The 14,142-nt window shown below is 65.1% G+C and carries 16 protein-coding genes; 6 read left to right on the forward strand and 10 right to left on the reverse strand.

The window, feature by feature from the left end:
• Positions 1 to 57 precede the first annotated feature (57 nt).
• Complete coding sequence (locus ACODS9_RS10965) at positions 58 to 615, reverse strand: ferritin-like domain-containing protein (protein ID WP_023631202.1); 558 nt, start codon at positions 613 to 615, stop codon at positions 58 to 60.
• Between the two features lie 6 nt (positions 616 to 621).
• On the reverse strand, positions 622 to 963 hold the full coding sequence (gene osmE / locus ACODS9_RS10970) for an osmotically-inducible lipoprotein OsmE (protein WP_023631201.1): 342 nt from the start codon (positions 961 to 963) through the stop codon (positions 622 to 624).
• A gap of 122 nt (positions 964 to 1,085) precedes the next feature.
• Here osmE and ACODS9_RS10975 point away from each other — a divergent pair, with 122 nt between their 5' ends.
• Entirely contained in the window at positions 1,086 to 1,976 is an 891-nt protein-coding gene (locus ACODS9_RS10975) for a lipase family alpha/beta hydrolase (protein ID WP_367857832.1), read from the forward strand.
• On the opposite strand, the gene ACODS9_RS10980 is transcribed toward ACODS9_RS10975, so the two are convergent.
• Entirely contained in the window at positions 1,957 to 2,850 is an 894-nt protein-coding gene (locus ACODS9_RS10980) for a DMT family transporter (protein WP_023632532.1), read from the reverse strand. The genes ACODS9_RS10975 and ACODS9_RS10980 overlap by 20 nt on opposite strands.
• 137 nt (positions 2,851 to 2,987) lie before the next feature.
• Here ACODS9_RS10980 and ACODS9_RS10985 point away from each other — a divergent pair, with 137 nt between their 5' ends.
• From ACODS9_RS10985 to ACODS9_RS10995, 3 genes are all read left to right on the forward strand, one after another.
• Positions 2,988 to 3,776: an AraC family transcriptional regulator gene (locus ACODS9_RS10985; RefSeq protein ID WP_367857834.1), complete on the forward strand. Its 789-nt coding sequence runs from the start codon at positions 2,988 to 2,990 to the stop codon at positions 3,774 to 3,776.
• Between the two features lie 64 nt (positions 3,777 to 3,840).
• Complete coding sequence (locus tag ACODS9_RS10990) at positions 3,841 to 4,125, forward strand: PsiF family protein (protein WP_023630090.1); 285 nt, start codon at positions 3,841 to 3,843, stop codon at positions 4,123 to 4,125.
• Positions 4,126 to 4,195: 70 nt separating this feature from the next.
• Complete coding sequence (locus ACODS9_RS10995) at positions 4,196 to 5,203, forward strand: AI-2E family transporter (RefSeq protein WP_046854025.1); 1,008 nt, start codon at positions 4,196 to 4,198, stop codon at positions 5,201 to 5,203.
• Between the two features lie 34 nt (positions 5,204 to 5,237).
• Here the strand turns inward: ACODS9_RS10995 and ACODS9_RS11000 are convergent, their stop codons facing one another.
• Complete coding sequence (locus ACODS9_RS11000; protein ID WP_489093893.1) at positions 5,238 to 6,509, reverse strand: Hsp70 family protein; 1,272 nt, start codon at positions 6,507 to 6,509, stop codon at positions 5,238 to 5,240.
• 162 nt (positions 6,510 to 6,671) lie between these two features.
• Here ACODS9_RS11000 and cbpA point away from each other — a divergent pair, with 162 nt between their 5' ends.
• On the forward strand, positions 6,672 to 7,637 hold the full coding sequence (cbpA, locus tag ACODS9_RS11005) for a curved DNA-binding protein (protein WP_046854027.1): 966 nt from the start codon (positions 6,672 to 6,674) through the stop codon (positions 7,635 to 7,637).
• 2 nt (positions 7,638 to 7,639) lie between these two features.
• A complete protein-coding gene (locus tag ACODS9_RS11010) occupies positions 7,640 to 7,945 on the forward strand; it encodes a chaperone modulator CbpM (RefSeq protein WP_023630087.1) in 306 nt (101 codons plus the stop codon).
• A 33-nt stretch (positions 7,946 to 7,978) separates the two neighbouring features.
• On the opposite strand, the gene ACODS9_RS11015 is transcribed toward ACODS9_RS11010, so the two are convergent.
• The 6 genes from ACODS9_RS11015 to urtA form a co-directional block, all read right to left on the reverse strand.
• Positions 7,979 to 8,491 (reverse strand): GNAT family N-acetyltransferase, encoded by a 513-nt coding sequence (locus ACODS9_RS11015; protein WP_489093894.1) that lies wholly within the window; start codon positions 8,489 to 8,491, stop codon positions 7,979 to 7,981.
• 31 nt (positions 8,492 to 8,522) lie between these two features.
• Positions 8,523 to 9,221 carry an urea ABC transporter ATP-binding subunit UrtE gene (gene urtE, locus ACODS9_RS11020; protein WP_401109114.1) on the reverse strand — a complete coding sequence of 233 codons (699 nt, stop codon included), beginning with the start codon at positions 9,219 to 9,221 and terminating at the stop codon, positions 8,523 to 8,525.
• Positions 9,222 to 9,266: 45 nt separating this feature from the next.
• A complete protein-coding gene (gene urtD / locus ACODS9_RS11025; protein ID WP_489093895.1) occupies positions 9,267 to 10,124 on the reverse strand; it encodes an urea ABC transporter ATP-binding protein UrtD in 858 nt (285 codons plus the stop codon).
• Complete coding sequence (urtC, locus tag ACODS9_RS11030; protein WP_489093896.1) at positions 10,121 to 11,200, reverse strand: urea ABC transporter permease subunit UrtC; 1,080 nt, start codon at positions 11,198 to 11,200, stop codon at positions 10,121 to 10,123. The genes urtD and urtC overlap by 4 nt, the downstream gene beginning before the upstream one ends.
• Positions 11,200 to 12,687 carry an urea ABC transporter permease subunit UrtB gene (gene urtB, locus ACODS9_RS11035; protein WP_489093897.1) on the reverse strand — a complete coding sequence of 496 codons (1,488 nt, stop codon included), beginning with the start codon at positions 12,685 to 12,687 and terminating at the stop codon, positions 11,200 to 11,202. The genes urtC and urtB overlap by 1 nt, the downstream gene beginning before the upstream one ends.
• Positions 12,688 to 12,798: 111 nt before the next feature.
• Positions 12,799 to 14,064 carry an urea ABC transporter substrate-binding protein gene (urtA, locus tag ACODS9_RS11040; protein ID WP_094012233.1) on the reverse strand — a complete coding sequence of 422 codons (1,266 nt, stop codon included), beginning with the start codon at positions 14,062 to 14,064 and terminating at the stop codon, positions 12,799 to 12,801.
• Positions 14,065 to 14,142 lie beyond the last annotated feature (78 nt).

A 14,142-nucleotide genomic window follows, 5' to 3' on the forward strand; every position in this document is an offset into this window, starting at 1 on the left:
ACCGATCGCCTGTGGGAGCCGGCTTGCCGGCGATTGGGGCGCGCAGCGCCCCCAACATTACAAGCCCTGCAACAGATCCGACATATCGTCGGCGTGCTCTTCTTCCTGGGCCAGGATGTCCTCGAAGATGCGCCGCGTGGTCGGGTCCTTGTCGCCGATGTACTGGATGATCTCGCGGTAGCTGTCGATGGCGATCCGTTCGGCCACCAGGTCCTCCAGCACCATCTCCTTCAATGAACTGCCCGCCACGTACTGGGCATGGGAATTCTTGGTCAGGTTGTCGGGGTTGAAGTCCGGCTCGCCGCCCAGTTGCACGATGCGCTCGGCCAGCTTGTCGGCATGCTCGGCTTCCTGGGTGGCGTGCTCGAGGAACTCCGCGGCGGCGACGCTGGCCTTGATACCGCTGGCCATGAAGTAGTGACGCTTGTAGCGCAGCACGCAGACCAGCTCGGTGGCCAGCGACTCGTTGAGCAGGCGCAGGATCTTCTCGCGATCGGCGTGGTAACCCTCGGTCACCGCGCCTTGCTCGACATGCTGGCGGGCACGTTCGCGCAGGGTTTTCACATCGGTCAGTTCAACGCTCATGTTCATCTCCGAAAGGATCAGGGTAGTCATGGGGTGTCATGCGCCGTGGACGGCGTCGCTGTCTTCCTGGCGTTGCTTGCAGGTCTTGAAGCCCTTGGCGTCGACATGCCCGGTGGCGTCGAAGCGCACGTAATAGGGCTGTTGCTGGCCATCACGGTTGAGGATGTAGTCGTTGCAGGTGCCGCCGTGGGGCAGGTCGCTGACATTCGATGGGCTGCCGCCGATGGCGATGACCTTCTGCATGGTCATGCCGTGCTCCACCTGCTTGACCAGCGGTTCGTCGCGGTAGGTGACGTAGTCCACCGGGTTTTCCGGGCGGCTGCCGCAGGCGGCGAGGGTGGCGCTTGCCAGAAGGATGGCCAGGGTCTGCTTGTACATGGTCCCGCTCCTTGCTCAGGGTCTGTTCTGCTTGGAACCGCGCGGCGCGCCGGGAGTTCGATTGCGAATGACACAGGGCGCGCTGTAGTGTGGGCCGGTCGTCCATGGAAGAGGGCAGGGTGATGAGTCAGGAACTGGCCACGCGTTATCCACTGGTGCTGGTGCCGGGCATGCTCGGTTTCGTGCGGGCGCTGCTGTATCCCTACTGGTTCGGCATTGTCCCGGCGTTGCGCCGGGGCGGCGCGCAGGTGTATCCGGTGCAGGTGTCGCCGCTGCATTCCAGCGAGGTGCGCGGCGAGCAGCTATTGATCATCATCGAGGACATCTGCCGGCGCACGGGGGCCGAGAAGGTCAACCTGATCGGCCACAGCCAGGGCGCGCTCAGTGCCCGCTATGCGGCGGCGAAGCGGCCAGGCCGGGTGGCCTCGGTGACCTCGGTGGCCGGCCCCAACCATGGCTCGGAGCTGGCCGACCACCTTGAACGCACGGCGCCGGGCGACTCCGCCAAGGGGCGCATCCTCAAGGCCGTGCTGCATGGTTTCGCCGTGCTGCTGGGTTGGCTGGAGACTGGCTGGCGCCGGGATCCGCTGCCGATCGACGTGCATGCCTCGCACCAGTCGCTGACCAGCGCCGGAGTGGCGCTGTTCAACCAGGCTTATCCACAGGGGCTGCCCGAGGTCTGGGGCGGCGAGGGGCCGGCCGAGGTGAACGGTGTGCGTTACTACTCCTGGTCAGGCACCTTGCAGCCGGGCCGCACCGACCAGGGGTTGAACCGCTTCGACGGCAGCAATCGCTTCTGCCGTCTGTTCGCCCGTAGCTTCGTGCGCGAGAAGGGCCACTGCGACGGCATGGTCGGGCGCTTCAGCTCGCACCTGGGCCAGGTGATCGGCGACGACTATCCGCTCGATCACCTGGACATCGTCAACCAGTCCCTCGGCGCCGTGGGCAAGGGCGCCGAGCCGGTGCGGCTGTTCACCGAACATGCCGCGCGGCTCAAGGCCGCGGGGTTGTGACCGTGCGCCGTACTGGCGTTGTCCAGCGCTCGGCCAGCAGCACGCCGACCAGTGTCAGCAAGCCGCCGACCAGGTGATAACTGGCCAGTTGCTCGTCCAGCACCACGGCGGCGATCACCGCCGTGACCACCGGCAGCAGGTTGAAGAACAGTGTTGTGCGGCTCGGGCCAAGGCGATGCACGGCCTGCATCCAAACCCGCGGCGCGACCATCGAGGCCAGCAGGCCGGCATACAGCACCAGGCCGAAGTTGTGGCCGTTCAGCCCGGTCTTCGGTGACAGCACGAACAGCGGCAGCAGCACCAGGATCGCCACCAGCACCTGCAGGTAGAGCAACTGCAGCGGCGGCAGGCGCAGTTGCCATTTCTTCAGCAGGAAGCTGTACAGCGCATAGGCGAGGGTGGCCACCAGCATCATCAGGTCGCCACTGTTCAGGCCCTGGTGCAGCAGCGTGCCAGGCTGTCCGGCCGAGACAACTTCGAGCACGCCGAAGAACGACACGATCGCGCCCAGCAGCGCGCCGTAGCTCAGGCGCTGGCCCAGCCAGGCGATGGACAGGGCCAGTGACATCAGCGGCATCAGCGAGAGGATGATGCCCATGTTGGTGGCGCTGGTGATGCTGGCGGCGAAGTACGCCAGGCTCTGGTAGATGGCCATGCCCAGCACGCCCAGCACGAACACCTTGCCCAGGTGCGGGCGGATCGCCGCGCGGTTGCGCCAGACCTGGGGCAGCAGGAAGGGCGTGAACAGCAGGCCGGCCAGCAGCCAGCGGTAGAAACCGATCTCGGCCGGGAAGATGGCCCCCGCGGACATCTTGGTGACCACGGTGTTGCCGGCCCAGATGAGGATGGCGATGAGGGGGAAGAGGTAGTTCATTGGGACTCTCAGGTAACGGGTGTCCCCTGCAGGAGCGGGCTCGCTCCTGCAGGGAGGGTATGACGGCGGGTATTATCGCTTGTCTGCTTGCATGCCTATACTTCCATCCAGACAACCTACCCCGCGAAGCAGACAGCATGGCCCGCAAGTACCTCGACATTCCGCGCTTCGACCAGCTCCCGGCCCCGGTGTACTTTCGCTACGACGAATTCGGTGCCGACACCCACAGCGCCCCGCACCGTCATCCCTGGGGCCAGCTCAACTACGCGTCCCATGGCCTGATGCACCTGGACGTCGAAGGCCAGCGCTTCATCTCGCCGCCGCACTACGCCGTGTGGGTGCCGCCGGACACCGAACATGGCTGCTACAACCCCCAGGCCATCGTCTACCGCTCGGTCTACCTTGACCGCAGCCTGTGTGCCGGGCTGCCGGCGCAACCCTGCAGCCTGGTGATCAGCGATATCCTCAAGGCGATCCTCGGCGACTTTGCCCGCCGCGACCTGCGCATCGCCCGGGACGAGCGTGACCAGCGCCTCGCACAGGTGCTGCTCGACCAGTTGCACCTGGCGCAGACCCAGACCTGCTACCTGCCCTTCGCCCGCAGCGACAGCCTGCGCCAGGTGCTTGAAGAATTGCATGGCGAACCCGGCGACAACCGCCCGCTGGCCCACTGGGCCGCACAGGTGCATGTCAGCGAGCGCACCCTGGCGCGGCAGTTCCTGCGTGAACTGGGGATGAGCTTCGGCGAATGGCGCCTGCGCCTGCGCTTTCTACGCGCCATCGAGGCGCTCGAGGCAGGCACCGCGATCCAGGCCATCGCCTTCGACCTCGGCTACAGCAGCGCCTCGGCCTTCATCGCCATGTTCCAGCGCCAGGCCCGGTGCACGCCGGAGCAGTACCGACGGCGGGCGCGGACTGAGATGTAAAATTTCTTGTCTACACTCAGCAGCGACGAGCGCGCATCCGGCGCGCAGGCAAGGAGACCACTCCATGAAGCTGCTGCACGTACCCCTGCTGGTGTTGGGCATGATGATCGCGGGGCAAGGATTTGCCGCCACCGCGCAACAGGAAAAGATGAAGACCTGCAACGCCGACGCCACCGCCAAGGCGCTCAAGGGCGACGAACGCAAGGCATTCATGAGCACCTGCCTCAAGGCCAAGCCTGCCGCCACCCAGCAGGAGAAGATGAAAACCTGCAACGCCGACGCCACCACCAAGGCGCTCAAGGGCGACGAGCGCAAGACCTTCATGAGCGACTGCCTGAAGAAGAAATGACCTGCGCCTATGCCTCTGCCGTGAAGGCTGGCAGACTGCGGGACTTTCCGCTGTCTGCCGTCGAGGCTGTATGACCTTCACCCCCCGCCAGGTCACCCTGGCCAGCTGGATCATCGTCATGGCCGGCCTGTTGCTGGCGCTGCCCCTGAAGCTGCTGCCGAGCCTGCTCGCCGGCTTGCTGGTGTTCGAGTTGGTCAACATGCTCACCCCCAGGTTGCAGCCGCTGATCGCCGGGCAGCGCGCGCGCTGGCTGGCGGTGGCGCTGCTCGGCACCCTGGTGGTGAGCACGCTCACCCTGCTGATTGCCGGCGCTTTCAGTTTCCTGCTGCATGAGGCCGAGAACCCCGGCGCCTCGCTGGACAAGTTCATGGGCCTGGTCGAGCGTGCCCGTGGCCAGTTGCCGCCGTTCATCGAAGCCTACCTGCCGGCCAGCGCCGCCGAGTTCAAGGTGGCCATCGGCGAATGGATCAAGAGCCACCTGAGCGACCTGCAACTGGTTGGCAAGGGCATGGCGCACATGTTCGTGACCCTGTTGATCGGCATGATCCTCGGCGCCATCGTCGCCCTGCAGCGCATCCCCGACATTTCCCGGCGCAAGCCCCTGGCCGCAGCCTTGTTCGAGCGCCTGAGCCTGCTGGTGCAGGCGTTTCGCAACATCGTCTTCGCGCAGATCAAGATCTCGCTGCTCAACACCTTCTTTACCGGCATCTTCCTCGCCGTGGTGTTGCCGCTGTTCGGCGTGCACCTGCCGCTGACCAAGACCCTGATCGTGCTGACCTTCCTGCTCGGGCTGCTGCCGGTGATCGGCAACCTGATGTCCAACACCCTGATCACCATCGTTGGCCTGTCGCTGTCGATCTGGGTGGCGATGGCGGCGCTGGGCTATCTGATCGTGATCCACAAGGTCGAGTATTTCCTCAACGCGCGGATCGTCGGCGGGCAGATCAGTGCCAAGGCCTGGGAGCTGTTGCTGGCGATGCTGGTGTTCGAGGCGGCGTTCGGCCTGCCGGGGGTGGTGGCGGGGCCGATTTATTACGCGTACCTGAAGAGTGAGTTGAAGCGGGCTGAGCTGGTCTGAGGATCACCGGGGCCGCAAAGCGGCCCCAAATCGATCAGATCACGCCGTAACGCTTGCGCGCCTCGATCGCCAGGCCGCTACCAATGCTGCCGAAGATATTGCCTTCCACATGCCGCGCATTGGGCAGCATTGCCGCCACGCTGTTGCGCAGCGCCGGAATGCCGCTGGAGCCGCCGGTGAAGAACACCGTGTCCACCTGGCTCTCGCTCACGCCGGCCTTGGCCAGCAGTTCGCTCACACTACCGCGCACGCGCTCGAGCAAACCGTCAATTGCATCTTCGAACAGTGCCCGGGTCAGCTCGGCCGACAGCTGCGGTTCGATCCGGCCAAAGTCGATGCTCCGGCTGTCGCGTTCGGTCAGCTCGATCTTGCTCGCCTCCACCTCCATCGCCAGCCAGTGCCCGGCGCGCTGCTCGATCAGCTTGAACAGGCGGTCGATACCGAGGGTGTCCTCGATGTCATAGCGCATGCTGCCCAGGGCCAGCTGCGACTTCTGCGCATACAAAGCATTGATGGTGTGCCAGGTGGCCAGGTTGAGGTGGTAGCTGGTGGGCATCAGCGCGCCGCTCTTCATCCGGCTGCCGTAGCCGAACAGTGGCATCACGCCCTGCAGGCTCAGCTGCTTGTCGAAGTCGGTACCGCCGATGTGCACGCCGCCGGTGGCGAGGATGTCGTCCTGGCGCTCGGCCACCAGGTGGCGCTCCGGCGACAGGCGGATCAGGGTAAAGTCCGAGGTACCACCGCCGATATCGACAATCAGTACCAGCTCTTCACGGCTGATGCCCGACTCGTAGTCGAAGGCCGCGGCGATCGGTTCGTACTGGAACGACACGTCCTTGAAGCCGATCTTGCGCGCAACTTCCGCCAAGGTATCCTCGGCTTCCTGGTCGGCGGCCGGGTCCTCGTCGACGAAGAATACCGGGCGGCCCAGCACCACCTGGTCGAATTCACGGCCGGCATCGGCTTCGGCGCGCTTTTTCAGTTCGCCGATGAACATGCCCAGCAGGTCCTTGAACGGCAGGGCGCTGCCCAGCACGCTGGTGTCGTGCTTGATCAGCTTGGAGCCCAGCAGGCTCTTGAGCGAGCGCATCAGGCGGCCTTCGTAGCCCTCCAGGTACTCGTGCAGGGCCAGGCGGCCATACACTGGGCGACGTTCCTCGATGTTGAAGAAGACCACCGACGGCAGGGTGATCTTGCCGTCTTCCAGGGCGATCAGCGATTCGGCGCCAGGGCGGTGCCAGCCGACCGTGGAGTTGGAGGTGCCGAAGTCGATGCCGAGGGCACGGGCCGGGGATACGTCAGACATGGAGAAAGCTTCCGGAGGCAAAACGGCCGCGCAGTTTATGCCGTTCTGCAGCTAAATCAAGACCGGTCGTCTGCGATAGCGCAACCCCGGATGAACCTTGAAAGGCTATGCTTGACCCCAATCTTCAGTAGCAATACGTACATTCACATCGGTGATCCATAGATGGACTTCAAAGACTATTACAAGATACTCGGCGTCGAGGCGAGCGCGGACGAGAAGGCGATCAAGGCCGCGTACCGCAAGCTCGCGCGCAAGTATCACCCCGACGTCAGCAAGGAGCGTGACGCCGAGGACAAGTTCAAGGAGGCCAACGAGGCCTACGAAGTGCTTGGCGACAAGGACAAGCGCGCCGAGTACGACGAGATCCGCAAGTACGGCGGCCAGCATGGCCGCCCGTTCCAGGCACCGCCTGGCTGGCAGTCCCGTGGCGGCAATGGCGGCGGCGGTGGCTTCGAGGGCGGCGATTTTTCCGATTTCTTCAGCTCGATCTTCGGCGCCCGGGGTGGCAACCCCTTCGGTGGCGGCGGTGGCCGGCAACAACGCAGTGCCGGCAGGCGAGGGCAGGACGTGGAACTGGAACTGGCGGTGTTCCTCGAGGAAACCCTGAACAAGGAATCCAAGCAGATCAGCTTCCAGGTGCCGCAGACCAACGCTGCCGGCCAGCGCACCGGGTTCACCACCAAGACCCTGAACGTGAAGATCCCTGCCGGGGTGACCGACGGCGAGCGCATCCGCCTCAAGGGCCAGGGCGCGCCGGGCGTGGGCGGTGGCGCCAATGGCGACCTGTTCCTGACCATCCGCATGGCACCGCACCCGCTGTTCGATGTCGAAGGTCATGACCTGATCATCACCGTGCCGTTGGCACCGTGGGAGGCGGCGCTCGGCGCCAAGGTGGCCGTGCCGACCCTGACCGGCAAGATCAACCTGACCATCCGCCCCGACAGCCAGAGCGGCCAGCGCCTGCGGGTCAAGGGCATGGGCCTGCTGAACAAGCAGGGCGAGCGCGGCGACCTGTACGCCCAGCTCAAGGTAGTAATGCCCGCCCAATCCGATGACGCAACGCGCGCACTGTGGACCCAGCTCTCCGAGAAAGCCGCGTTCAATCCGAGGACTCAATGGAGTAAGTGATCATGAGCAGCACCCTGATCGTTCAACTGGACATGCGTACCCTTTGCCAGGAAGCCGACCTCACGGCCGATTGCGTGATCGAGATCGTCGAGCACGGCATTGTTGAACCTTCGGGGCGAACGCCGGAGGAGTGGGTGTTCGACGACCGCGCGCCGGTCACCCTCAAACGCGCGGTGAAGCTGCATGATCAGCTGGAGCTCGAGTGGGAAGGGGTGGCGCTGGCGCTGGAATTGCTGGAGGAAGTGCAGCAGTTGCGCAGCGAGAACCATATGCTGCGCCAACGGTTGGGCCGGTTTACCCAGATGTGAACGTTGTGGGGCCGCACGGCGGCCCCTCGGGTTTCACGGCTGTGCCCCTGGATTGAGCATCAATTGCATGAAGGTCAGGTCCAGCCACCGGCCGAACTTCACGCCCACCTGCGGCATCTGCCCGGTCACCACGAACCCCAGCCGCTCATGCAGGCGCACCGATGCGGCATTGCCGCTTTCGATGGCGGCGACCATCACATGCTTGCCACAGTCCCTGGCCCGCTCGACCAGTGCTGCCATCAGCACCGGGCCCAGACCTTTGCCGCGCTGGTCGCCCCGGATGTACACCGAATGTTCGACCGTATGGCGAAAGCCCTCGAATGGCCGCCAGTCGCCGAACGAGGCGTAACCGAGCACGCCGCTGTCATCCACCGCCACCAGGATTGGATAGCCCTGCTGCGCGCGGGCCTCGAACCAGGCCAGGCGATTGGCCAGGTCCACCGGGGTTTCGTTCCAGATCGCCGTGGTGTTGGCCACGGCGTCGTTGTAGATGTCGAGGATGCCCGGCACGTCGTCGATCAGGGCGTCGCGGATCTGGTAACTCATGGCAGCGTCTCGCAAGGGAAGTGGTTGCAGATTAAATGGTAACCAGGCCGCGCACACCTTCGGCCTGCATGTTTTCGCCGCGGCCGCGCTGGACGATCTCGCCGCGGGCCATGACCAGGTACTGGTCGGCCAACTCTTCGGCGAAGTCGTAGAACTGCTCCACCAGCAGGATGGCCATGTCGCCCCGGTCGGCGAGTTTGCGGATCACCGCGCCGATCTCCTTGATGACTGACGGCTGGATGCCTTCGGTGGGTTCGTCGAGGATCAGCAGGCGCGGTCGGCTGGCCAGGGCGCGGCCGATGGCCAACTGTTGCTGCTGGCCGCCCGAGAGGTCGCCCCCTCGGCGTTGTTTCATCTGCTCGAGCACCGGGAACAGTTCGTAGATGAATGCCGGCACATCCCGTGCCTCGCGGGCGGGGAAGCGCGACAGGCCCATCAGCAGGTTTTCCTCCACGGTCAGGCGCGGGAAGATCTCGCGGCCCTGGGGTACGTAGGCGATGCCGGCCTGCACTCGTTGCTGGGGCTTGAGCGTGGTGATCGGCTTGCCTTCCCATTCCACGCGGCCTTCGCGGGCCGGCAGCAGGCCCATCAGGCAGCGCAGCAGAGTGGTCTTGCCCACGCCGTTGCGGCCGAGCAGGCAGGTGACCTCGCCGACCTTGGCCTCGAAGGACAGGCCGCGCAGGATGTGGCTGCCGCCATAGTACTGGTGCAGGGTGTCGATTTTCAGCATGTCTTGCCCTTGTGTGATTTGTACGTGGGAGCGGGCTTCATAGGCCTATCTACCGAGGTACACCTCGACCACCCGCTCATCCTCCTGCACCTGCGCCAGCGACCCTTCCGCCAGCACGCTGCCTTGGTGCAGCACCGTCACATGGTCGGCAATGCTGCCGACGAAGCCCATGTCATGCTCCACCACCATCAGCGAATGCCTGCCCGCCAGCGAGCGGAACAGCTCGGCGGTGAACTCGGTCTCGGCATCGGTCATCCCCGCCACCGGCTCGTCGAGCAGCAGCAGCTTCGGCTCCTGCACCAGCAGCATGCCGATCTCCAGGAACTGCTTCTGCCCGTGGGACAACAACCCCGCCTGACGCTGGGCCAGGGGCAGAAGTCGCAAGGTGGTCAGCACCTCCTCGATGCGCTGGCGCTGCTCGCCGTTCAAGCGTGCCAGCAGGCTGGCCCACACCGACTTGTCGGCCTTGAGCGCCAGCTCCAGGTTCTCGAACACCGTCAACGCCTCGAACACCGTGGGCTTCTGGAACTTGCGGCCGATGCCGGCCTGGGCGATCTGGCATTCGCTCATGCGGGTCAGGTCGAGGGTGTCGCCGAAAAACGCGGTACCCGAATCGGGGCGGGTCTTGCCGGTGATCACGTCCATCATCGTGGTCTTGCCGGCGCCGTTGGGGCCAATGATGCAGCGCAGCTCGCCGACGCCGATGTACAGGTTCAAGTCGTTGAGCGCCTTGAAGCCATCGAAGCTGACGCTGATGCCTTCCAGGCTCAGCACCGTGCCGTGGCGGGTGTCGAGCCCGGCCTCGCGACGCCGGCCCAGGCCGATGGCCTCGCGACCGCTGCCGACCTGGTCGAAGATCGGTTCGAGCATGAATTCCGGATGCGCCGGGGGCACGCTTCTCATGGCTGGCTCCTTTTCTTCACAAGGCCGACCACGCCCTTGGGCAGGTACAGGGTGACGAGGATGAACAGCGCGCCGAGGAAGAACAGCCAGAACTCGGGAAACGCCACGGTGAACCAGCTCTTCATGCCATTGACCAGGCCGGCGCCGAGCAGTGGCCCGATCAGCGTGCCGCGCCCGCCCAGGGCCACCCACACGGCGGCCTCGATGGAGTTGGTCGGCGACATCTCGCTGGGGTTGATGATGCCCACCTGCGGCACGTACAGCGCCCCGGCCAGGCCGCACAGCACGGCGCTGAGCACCCACACCAGCAGTTTGAAGCCGCGTGGGTCGTAGCCGCAGAACATCAGGCGGTTCTCGGCGTCGCGCACGGCGGTGAGTAGGCGCCCGAACTTGCTCTGGGTCAGGCGCCAGCACAGGAACAGGCTGCCCAGCAGCAGGCTCACCGTGAGCAGGAACAGCACGGCCCGGGTGCCCTGGGCGGTGATGTCGAAACCGAGGATGGTGCGGAAATTGGTGAAGCCGTTGTTGCCGCCAAAGCCCGTTTCGTTGCGGAAGAACAGCAGCATCCCGGCAAAGGTCAGGGCTTGGGTCATGATCGAGAAGTACACGCCCTTGATCCGCGAGCGGAAGGCGAAGAAACCGAACACCAGCGCCAGCAGCCCCGGCGCCAGCACTACCAGGCACAGCGCCCAGGCGAAGTGCTGGGTGCCGGCCCAGTACCAGGGCAGCTCGCTCCACGACAGGAAGGTCATGAAGCCCGGCAGGCCATCACCGGCCGCCTGGCGCATCAGGTACATGCCCATGGCATAGCCGCCCAGGGCGAAGAACAGGCCGTGGCCCAGCGACAGCAACCCGGCGTAGCCCCACACCAGGTCCAGGGCCAGGGCGACGATGGCGTAGCAAAGAATTTTGCCGACCAGGGTCAGGGTATAGGCCGAGACCTGTAGCCTGTGCCCGTCGGGCAGCAGCGACAGCAGCGGCAGGGCCAGCAGCACCAGGACGACAACGGCGCCGATGGCCAGCGACACCCGGGTGCCGGCCTTGCGCGTGGCAGTGACAATCAATGGCTGGTTCATCAGTCGATTACCCGTCCCTTGAGGGCGAACAGGCCTTGCGGGCGCTTCTGGATGAACAGAATGATCAGCGCAAGGATAAGGATCTTGCCCAGCACCGCACCGATCTGCGGTTCCAGCAGTTTGTTGGCGATGCCCAGCCCGAAGGCCGCCCACAGGCTGCCGGCCAGCTGCCCGACGCCGCCGAGCACCACCACCAGGAACGAGTCGATGATGTAGCTCTGGCCCAGGTCCGGGCCGACGTTGCCGACCTGGCTCAAGGCCACGCCACCGAGCCCGGCAATGCCCGAGCCGAGGCCGAAGGCGAGCATGTCGACGCGCCCGGTGGACACCCCGCAGCAGGCCGCCATGTTGCGGTTCTGGGTGACCGCGCGCACGTTCAGGCCCAGCCGCGTGCGGTTGAGCAGCAGCCAGGTGAGCAGCACCACGGCGAGGGCGAAGCCGATGATCACCAGGCGGTTGTACGGCAGCACCAGGTTGGGCAGCACCTGGATGCCACCGGACAGCCAGGCCGGGTTGCTTACCTCGACGTTCTGCGCGCCGAAGATCAGCCGCACGGCCTGGATCAGGATCAGGCTGATGCCCCAGGTGGCCAGCAGGGTTTCCAGCGGGCGGCCATACAAGTGGCGGATCACCGTGCGCTCCAAGGCCATGCCGACCCCGGCGCTGACGGCGAAGGCCACCGGCAGGGCGATCAACGGGTAGAACTCGATGGCACCGGGGGCATAGCGCTGCAGCAGCACCTGGACCATGTAGGTGCTGTAGGCGCCGAGCATCAGCATCTCGCCGTGGGCCATGTTGATCACCCCGAGCAGGCCGAAGGTGATCGCCAGTCCCAGTGCCGCCAGCAGCAGGATCGAGCCCAGCGACAGGCCGCTGAAGGCCTGGCCGAGCAGTTCGCCCACCAGCAGTTTGCGTTGCACCTGGGCCAGGCTGGTTTCGGCGGCGGTGCGCACGGCGGCGTCGGTTTCGGCGTCAGGTTGTAGTAGCGCTTCAAGCCGGGTGCGGGCCAGCGGGTCGCCGGTTTCGCCGAGCAGGCGTACGGCGGCCAGACGCACTGCCGGGTCGCTGGCGCCCAGTTGCAGGTTGGCCAGGGCCAGGCCGAGGGCGGCGTGCACGGCGGCGTCGGGTTCGGCGGCAAAGCGTCGGTCGAGGAAGGCCATCTGTGCCGGCTGGGCGCTTTTCTGCAACTGCTGGGCGGCGGCCAGGCGGGTTGCGCTGTTGTCGCTGAGCAGCTGGTGGCTGGCCAGGGCGTTGTCGATCAGGCCGCGCAGGCGGTTGTTCAGGCGTAGTTTGCGCGTGTCGTTTTCGGCGATGTGGCCCTGGCGCAGGTTGTCCAGCAGCGGCAGGCGTGCGGCGTCGGGTTGCGCGGCCCAGGTTTCGAGCAGGCGCGCCTGTTCGGCGGGCTTGGCGCTGAGGAAGAATTCCCCTTCGCTGGCTTGGGTGGCCAGGGGCAGTAGCAGTAGAAAGGTGAGCAGGAGTCTGAGCATGCGGGCCATCCTGTAAATCGGCGGTGGATTCATCGCGGATGAATCCGCTCCTACACGGACCTGTAGGAGCGGATTTATCCGCGATAGGGCTGCGCAGCAGCCCCAGTGCACTCAGTTACCCTTCACCGCATAATCCGGCCGCTTGTCATTCCCCGGAATGAACGGGCTCCAAGGCTGCGCCCGCAGCGGCTCTTCTGTCTGCCACACCACACTGAACTGCCCGTCATCCTGAATCTCGCCGATCATCACCGGCTTGTGCAGGTGGTGGTTGCTCTTGTCCATGGTCAGGGTGAAGCCCGACGGTGCCTTGAAGCTCTGCCCGGCTAATGCTTCACGCACTTTGTCGACGTCTGTGGACTTGGCTTTCTCGGCGGCCTGCGCCCACATGTGAATGCCCACGTAGGTGGCCTCCATCGGGTCGTTGGTCACCGCCTTGTCTGCCCCTGGCAGGCCCTTGGCCTTGGCGTAGGCCTTCCAGTCGGCGACGAACTTCTGGTTCACTGGGTTATCCACCGACTCGAAGTAGTTCCACGCCGCCAGGTGCCCCACCAGCGGCTTGGTATCGATGCCGCGCAGTTCTTCCTCACCCACCGAGAACGCCACCACCGGCACGTCGGTGGCCTTCAGGCCCTGGTTGGCCAGCTCCTTGTAGAACGGCACGTTGGAGTCGCCGTTGACCGTGGAGATCACTGCCGTCTTGCCGCCTGCCGAGAACTTCTTGATGTTGGCGACGATGGTCTGGTAATCGCTGTGGCCGAACGGCGTGTAGACCTCTTCGATGTCCTTGTCAGCCACGCCCTTGCTGTGCAGGAAGGCGCGCAGGATCTTGTTGGTGGTGCGCGGGTAGACGTAGTCGGTGCCCAGCAGGAAGAAGCGCTTGGCGCCGCCACCGTCCTCGCTCATCAGGTACTCGACGGCCGGGATGGCTTGCTGGTTGGGTGCCGCACCGGTGTAGAACACGTTCGGCGACATCTCTTCACCCTCGTACTGCACCGGGTAGAACAGCAGGCCGTTGAGCTCCTCGAACACCGGCAGCACCGACTTGCGTGACACCGAGGTCCAGCAGCCGAACACCACCGCTACCTTGTCCTGGGTCAGCAGCTGGCGGCTCTTCTCGGCGAACAGCGGCCAGTTGGACGCCGGGTCCACCACCACCGCCTCGAGCTGCTTGCCGTTGACCCCGCCCTTGGCGTTGATCTCGTCGATGGTCATCAGCGCCATGTCCTTGAGCGAGGTCTCGGAAATGGCCATGGTGCCCGACAGCGAATGCAGAATGCCGACCTTGATGGTCTCGGCGGCCTGGATGCTCCAGCTCAGGCCCATTGCGGCAATCGATGCGCTGAGGGTGAAGGCCTTGATCAGACTGCGTCGCTTCATGTGCTCACTCCGATGTGATGGTGGGTGTTGGCCATATCGGAGATTGCAAGGGCTGTGCCGAGCGATGGAATGTGCGTG

It is taken from the genome of Pseudomonas sp. FG36 (assembly GCF_057809275.1).